18 protein-coding genes are annotated in these 18,835 nt (G+C 71.4%); 9 read left to right on the top strand and 9 right to left on the bottom strand.

Annotated elements, in window-relative coordinates; translation table 11 throughout:
• Window positions 1-6: 6 nt before the first annotated feature.
• Window positions 7-543, top strand: coding sequence for an arginine repressor (locus ACFYZJ_RS23055; RefSeq protein ID WP_388570870.1), 537 nt, complete (start codon window positions 7-9; stop codon window positions 541-543).
• Window positions 544-708: 165 nt separating this feature from the next.
• Here ACFYZJ_RS23055 and ACFYZJ_RS23050 read toward each other — a convergent pair whose 3' ends face one another.
• The 5 genes from ACFYZJ_RS23050 to ACFYZJ_RS23030 all read right to left on the bottom strand — a co-directional run bounded on the left by ACFYZJ_RS23050 (window position 709) and on the right by ACFYZJ_RS23030 (window position 5,675).
• The gene (locus ACFYZJ_RS23050; protein ID WP_388571211.1) at window positions 709-1,446 is read right to left on the bottom strand and encodes an FAD:protein FMN transferase; all 738 of its coding nucleotides are present in this window, start codon (window positions 1,444-1,446) and stop codon (window positions 709-711) included.
• 60 nt (window positions 1,447-1,506) lie between these two features.
• A complete protein-coding gene (locus tag ACFYZJ_RS23045; protein ID WP_388570869.1) occupies window positions 1,507-2,310 on the bottom strand; it encodes an FMN-binding protein in 804 nt (267 codons plus the stop codon).
• Window positions 2,311-2,340: 30 nt separating this feature from the next.
• Complete coding sequence (locus ACFYZJ_RS23040; protein WP_388571210.1) at window positions 2,341-3,678, bottom strand: ferric reductase-like transmembrane domain-containing protein; 1,338 nt, start codon at window positions 3,676-3,678, stop codon at window positions 2,341-2,343.
• A 124-nt stretch (window positions 3,679-3,802) separates the two neighbouring features.
• On the bottom strand, window positions 3,803-4,318 hold the full coding sequence (locus ACFYZJ_RS23035; RefSeq protein ID WP_388570867.1) for an FMN-binding protein: 516 nt from the start codon (window positions 4,316-4,318) through the stop codon (window positions 3,803-3,805).
• A 7-nt stretch (window positions 4,319-4,325) separates the two neighbouring features.
• The gene (locus ACFYZJ_RS23030; RefSeq protein ID WP_388570865.1) at window positions 4,326-5,675 is read right to left on the bottom strand and encodes a ferric reductase-like transmembrane domain-containing protein; all 1,350 of its coding nucleotides are present in this window, start codon (window positions 5,673-5,675) and stop codon (window positions 4,326-4,328) included.
• A 208-nt stretch (window positions 5,676-5,883) separates the two neighbouring features.
• Between ACFYZJ_RS23030 and ACFYZJ_RS23025 the strand changes: the two genes are divergently transcribed.
• Both ACFYZJ_RS23025 and ACFYZJ_RS23020 read left to right on the top strand, forming a co-directional pair.
• Window positions 5,884-6,624, top strand: coding sequence for a response regulator transcription factor (locus tag ACFYZJ_RS23025; RefSeq protein WP_388570863.1), 741 nt, complete (start codon window positions 5,884-5,886; stop codon window positions 6,622-6,624).
• Window positions 6,621-8,123, top strand: a complete 1,503-nt coding sequence (locus ACFYZJ_RS23020) for a sensor histidine kinase (protein ID WP_388570862.1) — start codon at window positions 6,621-6,623, stop codon at window positions 8,121-8,123. The genes ACFYZJ_RS23025 and ACFYZJ_RS23020 overlap by 4 nt, the downstream gene beginning before the upstream one ends.
• Here the strand turns inward: ACFYZJ_RS23020 and ACFYZJ_RS23015 are convergent.
• From ACFYZJ_RS23015 to ACFYZJ_RS23005, 3 genes are all read right to left on the bottom strand, one after another.
• Window positions 8,074-8,814 carry a L,D-transpeptidase gene (locus tag ACFYZJ_RS23015; protein ID WP_388570861.1) on the bottom strand — a complete coding sequence of 247 codons (741 nt, stop codon included), beginning with the start codon at window positions 8,812-8,814 and terminating at the stop codon, window positions 8,074-8,076. The genes ACFYZJ_RS23020 and ACFYZJ_RS23015 overlap by 50 nt on opposite strands.
• Before the next feature lie 3 nt (window positions 8,815-8,817).
• Window positions 8,818-9,405: a pyridoxamine 5'-phosphate oxidase family protein gene (locus ACFYZJ_RS23010; RefSeq protein WP_388570860.1), complete on the bottom strand. Its 588-nt coding sequence runs from the start codon at window positions 9,403-9,405 to the stop codon at window positions 8,818-8,820.
• A 138-nt stretch (window positions 9,406-9,543) separates the two neighbouring features.
• Window positions 9,544-10,416 carry a hypothetical protein gene (locus ACFYZJ_RS23005; protein WP_388570858.1) on the bottom strand — a complete coding sequence of 291 codons (873 nt, stop codon included), beginning with the start codon at window positions 10,414-10,416 and terminating at the stop codon, window positions 9,544-9,546.
• 258 nt (window positions 10,417-10,674) lie between these two features.
• On the opposite strand from ACFYZJ_RS23005, the gene ACFYZJ_RS23000 reads away from it, so the two are divergent.
• The 6 genes from ACFYZJ_RS23000 to ACFYZJ_RS22975 all read left to right on the top strand — a co-directional run bounded on the left by ACFYZJ_RS23000 (window position 10,675) and on the right by ACFYZJ_RS22975 (window position 17,975).
• Window positions 10,675-11,868: an argininosuccinate synthase gene (locus ACFYZJ_RS23000; RefSeq protein WP_388570857.1), complete on the top strand. Its 1,194-nt coding sequence runs from the start codon at window positions 10,675-10,677 to the stop codon at window positions 11,866-11,868.
• A gap of 81 nt (window positions 11,869-11,949) precedes the next feature.
• Complete coding sequence (gene argH / locus ACFYZJ_RS22995; RefSeq protein ID WP_388570856.1) at window positions 11,950-13,380, top strand: argininosuccinate lyase; 1,431 nt, start codon at window positions 11,950-11,952, stop codon at window positions 13,378-13,380.
• Between the two features lie 340 nt (window positions 13,381-13,720).
• Window positions 13,721-14,452: an alpha/beta fold hydrolase gene (locus ACFYZJ_RS22990; RefSeq protein WP_388570854.1), complete on the top strand. Its 732-nt coding sequence runs from the start codon at window positions 13,721-13,723 to the stop codon at window positions 14,450-14,452.
• 306 nt (window positions 14,453-14,758) lie between these two features.
• On the top strand, window positions 14,759-15,766 hold the full coding sequence (locus ACFYZJ_RS22985; protein ID WP_388570853.1) for an aldo/keto reductase: 1,008 nt from the start codon (window positions 14,759-14,761) through the stop codon (window positions 15,764-15,766).
• Between the two features lie 137 nt (window positions 15,767-15,903).
• Window positions 15,904-16,455 (top strand): TetR/AcrR family transcriptional regulator, encoded by a 552-nt coding sequence (locus ACFYZJ_RS22980; RefSeq protein WP_388570852.1) that lies wholly within the window; start codon window positions 15,904-15,906, stop codon window positions 16,453-16,455.
• Window positions 16,452-17,975, top strand: a complete 1,524-nt coding sequence (locus ACFYZJ_RS22975) for an MFS transporter (protein WP_388570850.1) — start codon at window positions 16,452-16,454, stop codon at window positions 17,973-17,975. The genes ACFYZJ_RS22980 and ACFYZJ_RS22975 overlap by 4 nt, the downstream gene beginning before the upstream one ends.
• A gap of 12 nt (window positions 17,976-17,987) precedes the next feature.
• Here ACFYZJ_RS22975 and ACFYZJ_RS22970 read toward each other — a convergent pair whose 3' ends face one another.
• Window positions 17,988-18,677 (bottom strand): lysophospholipid acyltransferase family protein, encoded by a 690-nt coding sequence (locus ACFYZJ_RS22970; RefSeq protein WP_388570848.1) that lies wholly within the window; start codon window positions 18,675-18,677, stop codon window positions 17,988-17,990.
• Window positions 18,678-18,835 lie beyond the last annotated feature (158 nt).

The following is an 18,835-nucleotide window of genomic DNA, read 5'->3' as shown; positions in this document are numbered from 1 at the left end:
ACGACGATGAGTCACGCGCAGGACCACGAGCACACGGGGCCCGCCGTGCCGCAGACCCGCACCGCACGCCACCGCCGGATCGTGGACATCCTCAACCGGCAACCGGTGCGCTCCCAGAGCCAGTTGGCGAAACTCCTGGCCGACGACGGGCTGAGCGTCACTCAGGCGACGCTCTCCCGGGACCTGGACGAGCTGAACGCGGTGAAGATCCGCAACACCGACGGCGACCTCATCTACGCGGTGCCGAGCGAGGGCGGTTTCCGCACCCCGCGGGCCCCGCTCGGGGAGTCGGCCAAGGAGGAGCGGATGCGGCGCCTGTCCCAGGAGCTGTTGATCTCCGCGGAGGCTTCCGCGAACCTCGTGGTCCTGCGTACCCCTCCGGGGGCGGCACAGTTCCTGGCGTCGGCGATCGACCAGGCGGAACTGCACGACATCCTGGGGACGATCGCGGGGGACGACACGGTGCTGCTGATCAGCAGGGAGCCGACGGGAGGGCAGGCGCTGGCGGACCACTTGCTGCGGCTGGCGCAGAACGGGCACTGAGGTACGCCGGGAGCATCACCGGCGCTGGGGCTGGGCCGGGGTGGGGCGCGCCACCCGGCGCTGACGGGGTGCCGCTGCGCCCACCCGTGCCGCCCCTGCGGGTCCCCCCAGGCCGTTGAAACGCCTTTGAAACTCTCGGGGAGGCACGACTGCCCGCAGCTCAGGTCACCCCAGCCGGGCGGCGAGACCCCCCGTGCACCGCACCTCGTCACCGGCGGTGATCAGCAGCGCCTCCACCTCCGGCAGTGACTCCAGCCACGTCAGCCCCGCCCGCGACCCCATCGCGAACGCCGCCGTGGCCCACGCGTCCGCCCAGATCAGGCTGGGACCCACCACCGTCACCGCCAGCAGATCGGTCACCGCGGAACGCCCCGTGCGCGGGTCCACGATGTGCGCGCCGCGCTCCGCGGTCCCCGAGGTGGCCACGGCCAGCTCCTCCGCGCCGGCCGCGGAGACCACCGCCGCGAGCCCGCCGGGCCGCAGCGGATCCGACACGCCGACCCGCCAGGGCCGGTGCGGTTCCGGCATCCCGTACATCTGCACGTCGCCACCGCCGTTGACGCTCACCCCGCCCGCCCCGGCCGCCGCCAGAAGCCGGGCCGCGCGTTCCACCGCCCAGCCCTTCACGATCCCGGTCGGATCGATGCGGCCCTCGAACCGGGTGCTGAACCAGCCGTCGCTGACCTGCTCCGCCTCCGCGCCCAGGGCGAGCACCTCGGCCACCTCCGGGTCGCAGTCCGCCACGCCGACCTCACCGCGGGCGAGCCGCGATATCTGGCTGTTCTCCCGGTAGGGGCTGAACACCTCGTCCACCCGGTGGAGCTGGGCGATCGCCTCCTCCAGCGCGGCCCGTACGGCCTCGGGTTCGCCGCCGCGCACGTCGAAGGAGAAGACGGTGCCCATCACCTCCTCGGCGTGGCGCAGCACAGGCGGTGCCTCGGGGTCGGTCACCTGGTCCGCCACTCAGCCACCGGCCTTGTCCAGGGCGGACTGCAGGGACTGCTTGTACCCGGTGCTGGTGTACGTCGCGCCGGAGACCGCGTCGATGTTCGCACTCTGTGCGCTCACCGCCTCCTGGTTGAGTTTGGGGACGGCCATGGCGGTCTTCTGGTCGCTGAGCCCGCCCTTGGGCGCCTGCACCGCCTCCGCCTTGGTGATCTTCCCGCCGCTCACGGTCAGGCGCACCTGGACGGGGCCGTACTGCGTCTGCGCCACGTTACCCGTGACCGTGCGCGCCTGGGCCGCCGCCCCCGACGACCCCGAGGCCCCGGAGGCACCCGCGGACCCGGACGCGGCGCCGCCGGACGCGGCCTTCGCCTTGTCGATCGCCGACTGCAGGGACTGCTTGTAGCCGCCGCTGGTGTACGTCGCGCCGGAGACCGCGTCGATCCGCGCGCTCTGCGCGGCGACCGCCTCCTGGTTGAGTCTGGGGACGGCCATGGCGGTCTTCTGGTCGCTGAGCCCGCCCTTGGGCGCCTGCACCGCCTCCGCCTTGGTGATCTTCCCGCCGCTCACGGTCAGGCGCACCTGGACCGGGCCGTACTGCGTCTTGGCGACCTCGCCGGTGACGGTCCGGGTACCGGCCTGCTGCCCGCTGCCGCCCTGCGGCGACTCCTGGGAGGCGGCGGTCTGCTGCGGTGCGGCACCGCCCGCCGCCTGGGCCGAGGCGGGACCCGAGGCCGGCTTCAGGGACAGCAGCAGCACGATCCCGGACACGGTGGCGGCGGTGGCGAGCACGACACGCCGCACGGGGTGGCTCTTCCTCATCTTCTTTCCAGGCTCCTGGTTTCCCGTCGCTCACATCTCGAACGACTCGTGATGGATGCGGCGGGCGGGGACCCCCGCGCCGCGCAGTGCTTCGTACACCTGCTGCGCGAAGCCGGGCGGCCCGCACATGAACACGTCGTGGCGGTCGATGTCCGGCAGCTTTCGGCTCAGGGTCTCCGCCGAGATGTCCGGCCGCTCCCCGTCCGGGCTGTTGACCGCGTACATCAGCCGGGCGCCGCGCTCCTCCGCGATCTGCGCCAGCTCGTCCCACAGGGCGAGATCCTGGGTGGTGTTGGCGCGGTAGAGGAGGGTGATGTCGCCGGGGGCGCCCGGCAGCGTCTCGAACAGGGCCCGCATCGGCGTGATGCCGACACCGCCGGCCACCAGCAGGACCTTGCCCCGGCTGCGCCGGTCGGCGGTCAGCGCCCCGTACGGGCCCTCCGCCCACACCCGCGTCCCGGGTTCGAGGTCCCGCAGCGCGGAGCTGTGGTCACCGATCGCCTTCACCGTGATCCGGAGCATGTTGGGGCGGGGCGCCGCCGACAGCGAGTACGGGTGCGAGCTGAACCGCATCCCGGGCGCGAGGAACCGCCAGCGGAAGAACTGCCCGGCCTCCGCGCCCATCCGGTGCAGCTTCCGCCCGGTCATCAGCACCGAGACCACCCCGGGCGTCTCCTCGACGACCGCCTCCACCCGCAGCCGGTGCCGCAGGTTGAGCCGGATCGGCGTGAGGATCCGGTACCAGATCACCAGCGCGGTCACCGACCCGTACAGCGCGTACCAGGCGGTCTTCGCCTCCGGCTGCACCGCGAACTCGTTGCCCGTCGACAGCTGGTGCCAGAACGACAGATAGGTGGCCGCGTATGTGAGCAGATGGACGTGGTACCAGAGGTCGTAGGAGAGCCTGCGCCGGACCGGGCCGATCGAGAGCAGGCCGATCAGGACCAGCAGACCCGTGCCGATGGTGGCCTTGCCCACGTCCGGCAGCTGGTTGATCGAGTCGATGGTCTGCTGGACGATCCCACCGAGCCCCTTGCCGCTCTGCAGGGCGTAGCCCCACATGGTCAGGAACAGGTGAGCGAGGACCAGGCAGATGGTGTACCGGCCGGTCATGGCGTGCCAGCGGGCGACCCGGTCGGAGCCGACCCGGCGCTCCAGCGCGGGCACCCGGGCCATCTGCAGCACCACGAGGGCCATCAGATAGCCGGCGAGCAGGCCGGTGATCCGCCCCGCGTTGAGGATTCTGCTGTTGTTGTCGGCGATGGACGGCGTGTTCATCCACCACAGCCAGATGACGCCCGCCGCGCCCGCCCACACGGCGAGCAGCAGCGGGACGGCGGGGGAGCGGCGTGGGCGGATGGCGCGCATCGTCTGGCGCCGCGCGGCGCGGCCACCGGCGATCGTGGACACGGTCTCCTCCGTGTTCCTCCATGGGACGGGTGAGGCCAGTGGCCCCCTTGGCCCAGAGGTACGTGGCGGAGCCGCCGCGCGTTCAACCCTTCACGGAGTCCAGCGCCGACTGGAGTGACTGCTGGTAACCCTGGCTCGTGTAAGTGGCGCCGGAGACGACGTCGATGTTCGCGCTCTGCGCCGCCAGCGCCTCCCGGTTCAGTTGCGGGACGGCATAGCTGTTGATCTCCTGGTCCCGCGGGTTGTCCTGGGGGTACTCCACGGCGGTGACGTCGGTGAGCTTGCCGTTCTTCACCGTGATCCGGACCTGGACGGGGCCGTAGCGGGTCTGGGCCTCTTGTCCCGTGACGGTCTTGGTGCCGGTCGTGGTCGACCCGCTGGACCCGCTCGAACCGCTCGACCCACCGGACCCGTCCGAACCGGCGGACCCCCCGGACCCGACCGAGGCGCTCGCACTGCTCGACGGCGCGGGCGCGGCCACGGCGATACCGGGCGACGAGTGCGGCTTCATCGACAGCAGCAGCACCATCCCGGAGACGGTCGCGGCGCTCGCCAGCACGATCCGGCGCAGCGGGCTCTTCCTCTTCAACGCGTGCATGACGGCCTCACAGCTCGAACGACTCGTGGTGGATACGGTGGTCGGGGACCCCGGCCGCCTTCAGCGCCTCGTACATGTCCTCCGCGAATCCGGGCGGGCCGCACAGATACACGTCGTGGTCGGCGAGTTCGGGCACCGCGCCGTGCAGCGCGCCGGCGGTGAGGCGGGGCCGCGAGCCGTCGTTGTCGTTGAGGGCGTACAGCACCTTGGCGCCGCGCCAGCGGGCTATGGCCTCCAGCTCACTGCCGAGCGCCAGGTCCTGCGCCGAGCGTGCCCGGTACAGCAGCGTCACCTCGCCCGGCAGCGTCTCGAACAGGGCGCGCAGCGGGGTGACGCCGACGCCGCCCGCGATCAGCAGGGACCTGCCGGTGGTCTGCCGGTCGGCGGTCAGCGACCCGTACGGGCCCTCCGCCCACACCCGGGTGCCCGGCCGCAGCATGGCCACCGACGTGCTGTGGTCGCCGAGTGCCTTGACGGTGATGCGCAGCCGGCGGGGGCGGGGCGGCGCCGACAGCGAGTACGGCGTGGACGTCCAGCGCATTCCGTCCGTGAGGAACCGCCACCGGAAGAACTGCCCCGGCTCGGCGCCCAGTTCGTCCAGGTGCCGGCCGCGGACGACGACGGACCACACGCCCGGCGCCTCCTCGTACACCGCCTCCACCCGCAGCCGGTGGCGCAGGTTCAGCCGTACCGGGGCGAGGATCCGGAACCACACCACCAGGGCCGCGACGCCCAGATAGAGCACGTACCAGGCAGTCTGCGCGACCGTGTTCCCGGTGAACTCCGCACCCAGGGCGAGCTGGTGGCCGAAGGCGAGGAAGACGGCCGCGTACGTCAGCAGGTGCACGTAGTACCAGAACTCGTGGCTGACCTTGCGGCGGACGGCGCGCGCCGAGGTGATCCCGACGGCGAACAGGATGATCGTGCCGAGGGTGGCCTTGATCATCTCCGGGTAGTCGAAGACCACCGTGACCGTCTCGTGCACGAGCGAGGCCCGGTCCTGGGCCGCGTACCCGGTCAGGATCAGCACGATGTGCGCCACCAGCAGACAGACTGTGTACCGCCCGGCCATCGCGTGCCAGCGCGCCACCCGGTCCGAGCCGATCCGCCGTTCCAGCAGCGGCACCCGGGCCATCAGGCCCACGAGCACCGCGCAGGAGTACCCGCACAGCAGCCCCGCGATCCGCCCCGCCCCGGTCAGCCAGCCCGCCGTGCCCACCACCGAGCCGGTGTCCTGCCACCACAGGGCGACCACGGCGGCCGCCCCGGCCCACAGCAGGGCCAGCAGCGGGGCCGCCGGGGAGCGCCGGACGACCGGCGACACGGGTGGCGCCTGCTGCTGGTGGACCGTGGTCATGATCTGTTCCTTTCGGGCGTATCGACCCGGCAACTGTGCAGGCGGAACTTCTGAGGCGGCTCTGAGGAATCTGAGCCTGTCCTGAAGGTGGTGGGGGAGAAGCGGCCTGGTCAGGGAACTCTCGGCGGCCGCGACCCGTCACTCATAGGGAACTCAGAGCGGCCCGCGTCATGGGGTGCCGCCGACAGAGTGGATCCTGGTAAGCGCGATGAACACACCACGCTCCGGCCGCCCCGCCCTCGCCCGCCCAGACGGCACGCCCCTGCGCGTCCTCGTCGTCGACGACGACCCCGACCTCGCCGAGGTGCTGTCCGGGGCCCTGCGCTACGAGGGCTGGGAGGTGCGCACCGCCGGTGACGGCGCCGCCGCCGTCGCCGAGGCCCGTGACCTGATGCCCGATGCCGTCGTCCTGGATGTGATGCTCCCGGACACCGACGGGTTCGCCGTGCTGCGCGAGCTGCACGACGTGAAACCGGACGTGTGTGTGCTCTTCCTCACCGCGCGGGACGCCGTCGAGGACCGCATCGCCGGCATCACGGCGGGCGGCGACGACTATGTGACCAAGCCGTTCAGCCTGGAGGAGGTCGTCGCACGGCTGCGCGGCCTGCTGCGCCGCGCCGGCATGGCCCGGCAGCTGGAGGAGGGGCCCCGGCTGACCGTCGGCGACCTGGTCATGGACGAGGAGGCCCGCGAGGTCACCCGGGCCGGCGAGCTGATCGAGCTGTCGCCGACCGAGTTCGAGCTGCTGCGCTTCCTGATGCGCAACCCTCGGCGCGTGCTCAGCAAGGTCCAGATCCTCGACCGCGTCTGGTCGTACGACTTCGGCGGCCAGGCCCACGTCGTCGAGCTGTACATCTCCTACCTGCGCAAGAAGGTGGACGCAGGGCGCGAACCCATGATCCACACCGTGCGCGGCGCCGGGTACGTGCTGAAGCCGGTGGCCCGGTGAGGACCAGGCTGCGCGCAGCGGTACGGCGCCTGCCCCGGCCGCGTACCCTGCGGGCCCGGCTCACCGCCGGGCTGGTCGTGCTGCTGGCGCTCAGCTGCGCCGCCGTCGGGGTGGCCGCCGTGGTGGAGCTGGACGGCTTCCTCACCGGCCGGGTGGACCAGCAGCTGCGGGACGTCGGCCCACGGTTCGCGGCGAGCCTGGAGCACGGCGTCAAACCGTCGGACGACGACGGCGACGAGCACGCCGACACCCGCAAGCAATCCTCCGGCACCTTCGGCGCCCGGCTGGTCGGGGGCAGGGTCACCAATGTGGGGTTGGTGCACCCGGGCAGTGACAGCACCGATCTCAGCGCCCCGCTGAGCGCGCGGGACGATCGCACGCTCGCCGCGGTACCCGTGGACGGCAGGGGCCACAGCGTCTGCCTGTCCTCCCTCGGCGAGTACCGTCTCATGGCGACCGGCGGCCTGGACGGTGACGTACTGATCACCGGACTGCCGCTCGAGCCGGTGGATGCCGCGGTGCACCGCCTGGAACTCGTCGCCGCGGTCGTCTTCGGGGCAGCCCTCGCGGTCACCGGTGTCGCGGGCGCCGTCTGGGTGCGCTGGTCCCTGCGTCCGCTCAGCCGGGTCGCCGCGACCGCGACCCGGGTCAGCGAACTCCCGCTCGCCAGCGGCGAGGTCGCGCTGCCACCGCGCGCCCCGGAGAGCGAGCCGCGCAGCGAGGTGGGCCGGGTCGCCTCCGCCTTCAACCGCATGCTCGGCCATGTCGAGGACGCGTTCACCAAGCGGCACGCCAGCGAGGAGCGGCTGCGCAGCTTCGCCGCCGACGCCAGCCACGAGCTGCGCACTCCGGTCGCCTCGGTCCGGGGGCACGCGGAGCTGGCGCTGCTGCATCCCGGTCCGGTCCCGCCGGAGGTGACCCGCGCCCTGGAACGGATCGCCGCGGAGTCGGGCCGGATGGGGGAGATGGTCGACGACCTGCTGCTGCTGGCCCGTCTGGACGCGGGCCGCCCCCTGGAGCGGCGCCCCGTCGACCTCACCCGCCTGGTCCTCGACGCGGTCACGGACGCGCGGGCCGCGGGCCCCGACCACGGCTGGACGATGGAGCTGCCGGAGGAGCCGGTGACGGTGACGGGGGACGCGCACCGCCTCCATCAGGTGCTGGCGAACCTGCTGGCCAACGCTCGTCTGCACACGCCCGTGGGCACCAAGGTGACGGTGTCCCTGAGTACGGACGGCACGGAAGCCGTCCTCACGGTCCACGACGACGGACCGGGAGTCCCCACCGACATCCAGCCGGGGGTCTTCGAACGCTTCACCCGGGCCGAACACCGCCGCCGCCCGGAGCACCAGGGCGGCGGAGCGGGGCTGGGCCTGTCCATCGTGGCGGCGGTGACGGAGGCGCACAGGGGGAGCGTGGGCCTGGAGAGTCGCCCGGGGGCGACGACGTTCACGGTGCGCCTGCCGACCGGCGGCCCCGGTGGCTCCAGTAACGGGTGATCGCGGTCTCCCCGCCTGCCGTCCCGATCGCGATGTGCGGCCGGCGCCCGGGATCCGCCCACGTCAGGATGCGCTTCATCGCATCCTCCGGCACCGACACGCAACCCTCCGTCGCCGCCTTGCCGTTGACGTGCAGGAAGATGCCGGCGCCACGGCCCCGCACCGGCAGCCGGTAGTTGAAACCGATGACGAAGGCGTAGTCGTACTGCGGGGCGTACGCGATCAGGTGCTCCGACTCGGAGGCGCGGCAGTCGGCGGGGAGGGGCTCCGTCCAGCGGTTGTAGGACAGCGAGTCGTTGTCCTCGCACCACCAGGTGTCCTGCCGCACCCGCCGGTACGGCGCCCTCGCCCCCGGTGGCGCGGCCTTGATGCCGAACGCGAACGGCAGGTCGTACAGGCCCGTCGGTGTCGTGCTCGTGCCCTGCACGCGTGAGTCGCCCTCCACGAGCCCCTTCGCCCCGAAGCGTGCGGGTGCCGAGCCCGCCTTCACCCACCGCCCGCCGGTGCGGTCCCACCAGGTGACCGTGCCCGACGTCGCGCCGGTCGAGGGGGCCTCGGCGGTGATCAGCTGGGTACCGCCGCCGGTGTCGGCCATCCGCTCCGGCAGCGGGGCGTCCTCGGCGGGGTCCGGCACGGCGCCGAGCAGGAGCAGGGAGGCGGAGGCGAGAGCGGCGACGACACCGGGGCGCATGGTTCAGAACGTAGCCGGAGGCAGGGGCAACGGCAGTCCCGGCAGGCCGTCCAGACTCGTTCGGACGTGGTCTTTCCTCCGGAAGTACTCATCGAGGGAGGCGTCGTCCTCCCGCGCGAAGCGCTTGCCGTGCAGGTCGCGGTCCTCCTCGTAGGACATGAAGGGCACCGCGTAGCCACAGGTGTCCCGGATGAGTTCGGCCGTCACCACGATGACGGCACGCAGGCCGTGCGGGGTGGGGTCGATGTCCGGGAAGTGCGTGAGCAGTTCCCTGAAGCGGGGGTCGTCGCGGAAGACCGGCTCGCCGCGGCCGTGCACGCGCACGATGTTCGGCGGGCCCTGGAAGGCGCACCACATGAGGGTGATCCGGCCGTTCTCGCGCAGGTGCGCGATCGTCTCGGCGTTGCTTCCGGCGAAGTCCAGATACGCCACGGTGCGGTCGTCGAGCACGGCGAACGAGCCCCTGAGGCCCTTGGGGGAGAGGTTGACCGTGCCGTCGGCCGACAGGGGAGCGGTCGCGGTGAAGAACAGGGGTTGTGCCTCGATGAACGTCCGCAGCCTGCCGTCTATGCGCTCATAGGTCTTTCCCATGTCCACCGAGTATGGGGGCACATCGTTCGACTGTCTAAGGAATGTGCGGGAAAGACCGGGGATCACCCCCGAACGGCGGCGTCCGGTCGCTCGTGGCCGCCCCGGCCGGCGCGCGGGGCGGCCACAGCGCCTGTCACGTCACTTGGTGAGCGTGCAGGCGGCCAGGGAGTCCAGACCCTGCGGTTTGGCGGACGTCCGGCCGATCGCGATGGCGATGCGGTCGATGGTCGAACGGCGCTTGTCCGCCAGCGGGCCGAGGATCGCGTTCTGGACGAAGTTCGGCCCGCCCTGGCCCACCGAGGTGGCGAGCCGCTTGTCGGCCTCGGCGATCTGGGTGTTGAGCAGGGCCAGGTTGCGGTCGACCTCGGCCTGGGCGGATGCGGGGATCGCGGGCAGCTTGGACTTGACGTCGGGGCAGGAGACGGTGCCCGCGGCGGTGCTGCCGCCGGCAGCGTTCCCCTTGTTCCCCTTGTTCCCCTTGTTGTCGCTATTGGCGTTCCCGCCGGCCTGCTGGGTCGCCGTCGCGCTCGGGGCTGCGGTGTTGGTGCCGGCGTTGTTCGCGGCGCCGCCGGCGTCGAGGGTGCACGGAGCCAGGGCGTCCAGGCCCTGCGGCTTGGCGGCGGTGCGGCCGATCGCCGTAGCGATGCGGTTGATCGTCGCCACCCGCTTGTCCTTGAGGGGACCGAGGATCGCGTTGTTGACGAAGTTGGGTCCGCCCTGGCCGACCGTGTCCACCAGGCGCTTGTCGGCCTCGGCGATCTGGGTGTCGAGCAGTTGGAGGTTACGGTCCACCTCGGCCTGGGCGGCTGCGGGGATCGCGGGGAGCTGCGACTTCACGTCCGGGCAGGTGATCGTGCCGGGCCCCGCCGCAAGGGTCCGGGCGCTGTTGCTCTTGGACGTCTCCCCGGCGAGGGCGGAACCGGCGATGACGGCGCCGGAGAGCACCACTGCGGCGGCGCCGCCGATGATCGCCACACGGCGCTTGTTGTACTTCGGAAGAGCCCTGGACATGAAGATGCCTCACTCGGGTCGGGATGACTGCTGTGACGAACACGGCAGTCACTGGCGTGACTGCTGTGAAACGCGGCGCCTGCGTTCGGGGAGGGGTACGGGAAAGCGATTGCTGCCGTTCAACGGGTTCACAAAAAAAGGGGGGTGGCAAGCAGGTGGCAGGCGGCAGCAGGCGGGTCGTGGGCGAGTCGCATTGACGAATCATGCAGAGTTCTGCATACTCATGCATGTCAGTGAGCGCAGTGTGAGGAGAACCCCGTGACCGAGCGCGTCGTACTCGCCTACTCGGGCGGTCTGGACACCTCCGTCGCCATCGGCTGGATCGCCGAGGAGACGGGCGCCGAGGTCATCGCCGTCGCGGTGGACGTCGGCCAGGGCGGCGAGGACCTGGACGTCATCCGCAAGCGCGCGCTCGCCTGCGGTGCCGTGGAGGCCGAGGTCGCCGACGCCAGGGACGAGTTCGCCGAGGAGTACTGCCTCCCGGCGATCAAGGCCAACGCCCTCTACATGGACCGCTATCCGCTGGTCTCCGCCCTGTCCCGGCCGACGATCGTCAAGCACCTCGTCGCCGCCGCCAGGAAGCACGGCGCCACCACGGTCGCCCACGGCTGCACCGGCAAGGGCAACGACCAGGTCCGCTTCGAGGCCGGCATCGTCGCCCTCGCCCCGGACCTGAAGTGCATCGCCCCGGTCCGCGACTACGCGATGACCCGCGACAAGGCCATCGCGTTCTGCGAGGAGAAGAACCTCCCGATCGCGACCACCAAGAAGTCCCCGTACTCCATCGACCAGAACGTCTTCGGCCGCGCCGTCGAGACCGGCTTCCTCGAGGACATCTGGAACGCCCCGATCGAGGACATCTACGAGTACACCCAGAACCCGGCCACGCCCCGCGAGGCCGACGAGGTGATCATCACCTTCAAGGCGGGCGTCCCCGTCGCCATCGACGGCAGGCCCGTCACCGTCCTGCAGGCCATCCAGCAGCTGAACGAGCGTGCCGGCGCCCAGGGCATCGGCCGGATCGACATGGTCGAGGACCGGCTCGTCGGCATCAAGTCCCGCGAGGTGTACGAGGCTCCGGGCGCGATCGCCCTGATCACCGCCCACCAGGAGCTGGAGAACGTCACGGTCGAGCGGGAACTCGCCCGCTACAAGCGGCAGGTCGAGCAGCGCTGGGGCGAACTGGTCTATGACGGCCAGTGGTTCTCCCCGCTCAAGCGGGCCCTGGACGGCTTCATCGACGAGGCCAACCAGCACGTCTCCGGCGACATCCGGATGACCCTGCACGGCGGCCGCGCCGTCGTCACCGGCCGCCGGTCCGAGGAGTCGCTGTACGACTTCAACCTGGCGACCTACGACACGGGCGACACGTTCGACCAGTCCGCGGCCAAGGGCTTCATCGACATCTTCAGCCAGTCGTCGAAGATCGCGGCCAAGCGGGACCTCGCCTGACCGGCCCACTGGCCCGACCACCGCCTCCCCATGTCGTGGGGAGGCGGTGGCACACCGACACCCTCTCTAGGAGCAACCCAAGTGAGCAGCAACACCGGTGACGTACGGCTCTGGGGCGGCCGTTTCGCCGACGGCCCCGCCGAGGCCCTGGCGAAGCTGTCCGCGTCCGTCCACTTCGACTGGCGGCTCGCGCCGTACGACATCGCCGGCTCCCGAGCCCACGCGCGCGTGCTGCACAAGGCGGGGCTCCTCACGGACGACGAGCTGACGCGGATGCTGGCGGGCCTCGACCGGCTCGAGTCGGACGTCGCCGACGGCTCCTTCACCGGCACGATCGCCGACGAGGACGTCCACACGGCCCTGGAGCGGGGGCTGCTGGAGCGCCTCGGCCCGGAGCTGGGCGGCAAGCTGCGCGCGGGCCGCTCCCGCAACGACCAGGTCGCCACCCTCTTCCGTATGTACCTGCGCGACCACGCCCGGATCATCGGCGGTCTGATCGCCGACCTCCAGGGCGCCCTGATCGGCCTGGCGGAAGCCCACCCGGACGTGGCGATGCCCGGCCGCACCCACCTCCAGCACGCCCAGCCGGTGCTCTTCGCGCACCACGTGCTCGCCCACGTGCAGTCCCTGTCCCGGGACGCCGAACGGCTTCGCCAGTGGGACGAGCGGACGGCCGTGTCGCCGTACGGCTCCGGTGCGCTTGCCGGGTCCTCCCTCGGCCTGGACCCGGAGGCGGTCGCCGCGGACCTGGGCTTCGAGCACGGCAGTGCGGCCAACTCCATCGACGGCACGGCCTCCCGTGACTTCGTCGCCGAGTTCGCCTTCATCGCCGCGATGATCGGCGTGAACCTCTCCCGGATCGCCGAGGAGGTCATCATCTGGAACACGAAGGAGTTCTCCTTCGTCACGCTCCACGACGCGTTCTCCACCGGTTCGTCGATCATGCCGCAGAAGAAGAACCCGGACATCGCCGAGCTGGCGCGCGGCAAGTCCGGCCGCCTGATCGGCAACCTGACGGGCCTGCTGGCGACCCTCAAGGCCCTCCCGCTCGCGTACAACCGCGACCTCCAGGAGGACAAGGAGCCGGTCTTCGACTCCATCGACCAACTGGAGGTCCTGCTTCCGGCGTTCACCGGCATGATGGCCACGCTGACCGTGCACCGCGAGCGCATGGAGGAGCTGGCCCCGGCCGGCTTCTCGCTCGCCACCGACATCGCCGAGTGGCTGGTCAAGCAGGGGGTGCCGTTCCGGGTGGCGCACGAGGTGGCCGGCGAGTGCGTGAAGGTCGCCGAGGCCGAGGGCAAGGAGCTGGACGAACTGACGGACGAGCAGTTCGCGAAGATCAGTGCCCACCTCACCCCCGAGGTGCGCTCCGTCCTCAACGTCCCCGGCGCCCTCGCCTCCCGCAAGGGCCGCGGCGGCACGGCCCCCGAGGCGGTCGCCGTGCAGCTCGCCGAGGTCAAGGCGGACCTCGCCGCGCAGCGCCAGTGGGCCACGGCCAAGCAGGGGTAGCGGGACCTCCCTCGACCTCCCACCGAAGGGCTCGGACAGCGTCCGGGCCCTTCGTGCTGTCCATGCGCCGGGTAACAGATGCGTTTCAGCCACTGTCCGGATTCTTGACGCCCGTCTACTCGGAGGTAACTATTCCGCTTGCGGTCGGCAATGTCGAACGCCGGTCGGCCCACACCGAGCAGGAAGGGACATCATGCGCGGACGAAGCGGACGAAGCGGACGAACTGGCGGAAGTGGAAGAAGTGCAAGAAGCGGAAGGCGAAGAGCCCGGCTCCTCGCCGTCGCCGCGACCGCGACGCTGTGCACCGTCGGTTTCACGCCCTCGGCGGGCGCGGACACCGTGGACGTCGCGCCACCGGGCGCCAACGACTGGTCCTGCAAGCCGGACTCGGCCCACCCGCAGCCGGTGGTCCTGGTGAACGGCACCTTCAAGACCTCCTACGAGAACTGGCTGACCCTCTCGCCCGCGCTGGCGAACGCCGGTTACTGCGTCTTCTCCTTCGACTACGGCGACATGGAGACCGCCCCGATCCCGGACTCGGCGGCCCAGCTGCGGGACTTCGTGAACGCCGTGCTCGGCGCGACCGGCGCCAAGAAGGTCGACATCGTCGGTCACAGCCAGGGCGGCATGATGCCGCGCTACTACGTCAAGTTCCTCGGCGGTGCGACCAAGGTCGACGACCTCGTCGGCATCGTTCCCTCCAACCACGGGACCACCAACCCGCTCGCCCTCGCCGCAGGCGCCACCGTCTGTCCCTCCTGCGTCGACCAGACCGCCGGCTCGGCCTTCCTGGCGAATCTCAACTCCGACCCGGAGACCCCGGTCGGCCCGGACTACACGGTGATCGCCACCCGGAACGACGAGGTCGTGGTCCCGTACACCAGCGCCTTCCTCGACGGCCCGGCCTCGTACGTGACCAACGTGCTGCTCCAGGACCGCTGTCCGCTCGACACCACGGAACACGACCAGGCCCCCAAGTCGCCGCTCGTCGAACAGTGGGTGCTCAACGCCCTGAACCGGAAGGGCCCGGCCGACCCGGCATTCGAACCGCGCTGCGTCAGCACAGGGTGAGCGGAAGCGCTGGTGGTCAGGACGGGGTGCATCCGGGCCCCGGTGGCCGGTACGGGGTGAACCGGAGGCGCCGGTAGTCGGTACGGGGCGAATCGGAGGCGCCGGTAGTCGGTACGGGGCGAATCGGAGGCGTCGGTAGTCGGTACGGGGTGAACCGGAGGCGCCGGTAGTCGGTACGGAGCGAATCGGAGGCGCCGGTAGTCGGTACGGGGTGAACCGGAGGCGCCGGTAGTCAATACGGGGCGAATCGGGAGCCCCGGTAGATTGGGGCGGGTCCCGGCCTGCCGAGAGTGCAAGGAGCCCGCCATGCCGTTCAGCCTTCCCCAAGCTCTCGGCTTCGCTCGAGCAGGGGAGACCCCCGGGGCCGCCACCACGGCCAGCGCGCACATCGGACTCGGACTGGCCGCGGTCGGCCGCCCCGGCTACATCAACCTCGGCCGTGACCGGGACCTTCCTGCCGACCGCACCGTCGACGCCCTGCGCGAGCGCACCCATGAACTCCTGGACGCCGCCTACGCGCAGGGCGTCCGCTACTTCGACGTGGCCCGCTCCTACGGCCGTTCGGAGGAGTTCCTCGCCGAGTGGCTGACCGCCCGCCCCGACATCGACGACGTGGTCGTCGGCAGCAAGTGGGGCTACACCTACACCGCGCGGTGGACCACCGACGCCGTGCAGCACGAGGTCAAGGACCACGGTGTCGCCACGTACGAGCGGCAGCGCGCCGAGACCGCCGCACTGCTCGGCGACCGGCTCGACCTCTACCAGATCCACTCCGTCACTCCGGACAGCCCGGCCCTGACCGACAGGGAACTCCACGCCCGGCTGGCCGAGGCCGCCGCACAGGGGCTCACCATCGGTTTCTCCACCAGCGGCCCGGCGCAGGCCGACGCGATCCGCGCCGCGCTCGCCGTAACGGTCGACGGTCAGCCGCTCTTCCGTGCCGTCCAGTCCACCTACAACCTCCTGGAGACCTCCGCCGAGCCCGCCCTTGCCGAGGCCCACGACGCGGGACTGACGGTGATCGTCAAGGAGGGCATGGCCAACGGACGGCTGGCGGATCCGCACGCCCCGGACGCCTTGAAGGCCGTGGCCGCCCAGACGTCCCTCGGCTGCGACGCGGTCGCCCTCGCCGTGATCCTGCGCCGCCCCTGGGTGGGCGTCGTCCTCTCCGGCGCGGCCACCACCGGTCAGCTCGCCTCCAACCTGCAGGCCGCGACCGTCGACCTCGACGACGAGCAGCTGTCCCGCCTCGGGACGCTCACCGAGGACCCGCGTGCCTACTGGGAGCGGCGCGGGCAGCTGCCCTGGCACTGATTCAGGCACCTGCCCGGAGACGTGGGGCAACTGCCGTGGCACTGATGCATGCGCCTGCCCGGAGACGCGGGCCGCGCGCATGAAACACGAATGCCTTTCATGAGACACAATTGTCTCAAACGGGCTATGCTCGTCTCATGGCTCTCGACCGCGACCACGTGCTGCGCAGCGCAGCCGCCCTGCTGACCCGCAAATCCACCGCGACCATGGACGAGGTCGCCAAGGCTGCCGGGATCAGCCGGGCCACCCTGCACCGCCACTTCGCCGGGCGCGACGCCCTCGTACGGGCCCTGGAGGTGCTCGGCATCGAGGAGTGCGAGGCGGCGCTGGACGCGGCCCGGCTGGACGAGGGCTCGGCGGCCGACGCCGTACACAGGCTGGTGCGCGAGCTCCAGCCCGCGGCCGGGCTGCTCGCCTTCCTCTACGGCGAGAACCAGCTGTGGGAGGGCGAGGGGCAGAACGAGGGCTGGTCGCGGATCGACACCCGGATCGCCGCGGTGTTCCTGCGCGGCCGGGACAGCGGCGAGTTCCGCGTCGACCTCCCCCCCGCCTGGCTCACCGAGGCGCTGTACGGGCTCATCGCCTCGTGCGCCTGGGCCGTACTGGACGGCCGTGTGGCCGCCAGGGACTTCCCCACCATGATCGCCGAGCTGTTGCTCGGCGGCGCCCTGCGGAGAGAGGAATCATGACCAGCACCCTGCAGTCGGCCATCGCGCCGCAGGCGGAGAAGCGCCCGGGCCGGTGGCTCGCGCTCTGCGTCCTCGTGCTCGCCGTGCTGCTGGTGGCCGTGGACGCGACCGTCCTCGGCCTCGCGACCCCCTACATCAGTGAGGACCTGAAGCCCTCGGGCACCCAGTTGCTGTGGATCGGCGACGTCTACTCCTTCGTCATCGCCGGTCTGCTCGTCTCCATGGGCAGCCTCGGCGACCGCGTCGGCCGAAAGCGCATCCTGCTCGGGGGCGCCACGGCCTTCGGTGCGACGTCCGTCCTGAACGCCTACGCCCAGTCGCCGGAGATGATGATCCTGGCCCGGGCGTTCCTCGGTGTCGCGGGAGCGACCCTGATGCCCGCCACGCTGGCCCTGATCCGCAACATCTTCCACGACCCGCGCGAGCGCAGCCTCGCCGTCGGCATCTGGGGCGCCACCGCCTCGGCGGGGACGGCGGTCGGCCCGATCGTCGGCGGGCTGCTGCTCGAGCACTTCTGGTGGGGCTCGGTGTTCCTCATCAACCTGCCGGTGCTGGCGGTTCTGGTCCTGGTCGGCATCAGGACGCTGCCCGAGTCCCGCGACCCGCACCCGGGGCCGTGGGATCTGCCGAGCGTCATCCTGTCGCTCGTCGGGATGATCGGCGTGGTGTACGCCGTCAAGGAGGCGGCCGCCCACGGATTCTCCTGGCCGGCCATGGGTGCCGGGCTCCTCGGTGCCGCCGCGCTCCACGGCTTCGTACGCCGGCAACTGACGCTGCCGGTCCCGCTCCTCGACATGCGGCTGTTCCGGCGCCGGGGCTTCAGCGGTGCCGTGCTCGCGGACCTGCTGACCGTGCTCGGCATGTCCGGACTGGTCTTCTTCCTCTCCCAGTACCTGCAACTCGTCCAGGACAGGCGCCCGTTCGAGGCCGGCCTCGCCGAACTGCCCGCCGCCCTCGGCGCGGTGGCGGCGGGCCTGGTCGCGGGCGCGGCGGCGCGGCGTTTCTCGGTACGGGCGGTGGTCTCGGGCGGGCTCGCCGCGGTGGGTCTGGCGCTGGCCGCCCTCACCCTGCTCGACCGGACCACGGGCTACTCGCTGATCGGAACCGCGCTGCTGGTCGTGGGCGTCGGCGCCGGCCTGTCGTTCACCGTCACCGCGGACGTGATTCTCGGCGGCGTGCCCAAGGACCGGGCGGGCGCCGCCTCCGCGGTATCGGAGACGGCGTACGAACTCGGCGCGGCCCTCGGCATCGCCCTGCTCGGCTCGATCGTCACGGGCACCTACCGGACCTTCCCGGCCCCGCCGGGCACCCCGGCCACGGCTCACGCATCACTGGGCGGCGCGGTGGAGACGGCGGCACACCTGCCGCCGGCCACCGCCGAGACACTGCTCACGTCGGCCCGCGAGGCGTTCGTGGAGGGGCTCAGGCTGGCGACGGGAGCGGGCGCGGCGGTCCTGCTGGCGACGGCGGTGGCAGCGTGGTTCCTGTTGCGGGGGCAGAGGCTGGAGAGCACCCCGTGACCCCCGGCCCGGCTATGCCGCCTTCGCCTTCGTGGCGTACATGTCCACGTACTCCTGCCCCGACAGCCGCATGACCTCCGCCATCACGGAATCGGTGACGGCCCGCAGCACGTACCGGTCCCGGTCCATGCCCTCGTACCGGGAGAACTCCATCGGCTGACCGAACCGCACGGTGACCCGTCCCGGACGGGGCATCCCCCGCCCGCCCGGCTGCAGTTTGTCCGTGCCGATCATCGCGAACGGCACCACCGGCGCCCCGGTCATCAGCGTCAGCCGCGCGATACCGGTGCGCCCCCGGTACAGCCGCCCGTCGGGCGAGCGCGTGCCCTCCGGGTAGATGCCGAAGACCTTGCCCTCCTCCAGCACCCGGCGCCCGGTCATCAGCGCGGCCACACCGCCGCTCGCGCCGTCCCGGTCGACCGGGATCATGCCGACGCCCGTGAAGAACCAGGCCATCAGACGGCCCTTGAGGCCCTTGCCCGTGACGTACTCGTCCTTGCCGATGAAGACCACCTGCCGCTTGGTCACGAGCGGCAGCACGATGGAGTCGATGAACGTCAGGTGGTTGCCGGCCATGATGACCGGGCCGTCGGCCGGGATGTGCTCCGCGCCCTCCACCTGTGGGCGGAACATCAGGCGCATGATCGGTCCGAGCACTGCCTTGATGAGCGCGAAGCGGGACAACGGGCCCTCCGGTGTCAAGGGATGCGGTATGAGTCTGTGCAGGTGAGGACGATACTCGTGACGACCGGGGTGTCGCACACCGGGTTCACCGAGTGGATACGCGTCATTGACGAGTGTTTACCTGCGATGGCGGTTTTGTTGCACGTTCGTCATCCGCCGGACGGGTGTGGCGAACG

It is taken from the genome of Streptomyces sp. NPDC001848 (assembly GCF_042891915.1).
Taxonomy (GTDB): Bacteria; Actinomycetota; Actinomycetes; order Streptomycetales; family Streptomycetaceae; genus Streptomyces.
The sequence above is the reverse complement of the archived record's forward strand: the minus strand, read 5'-3'. Positions and strand labels throughout refer to the sequence as shown.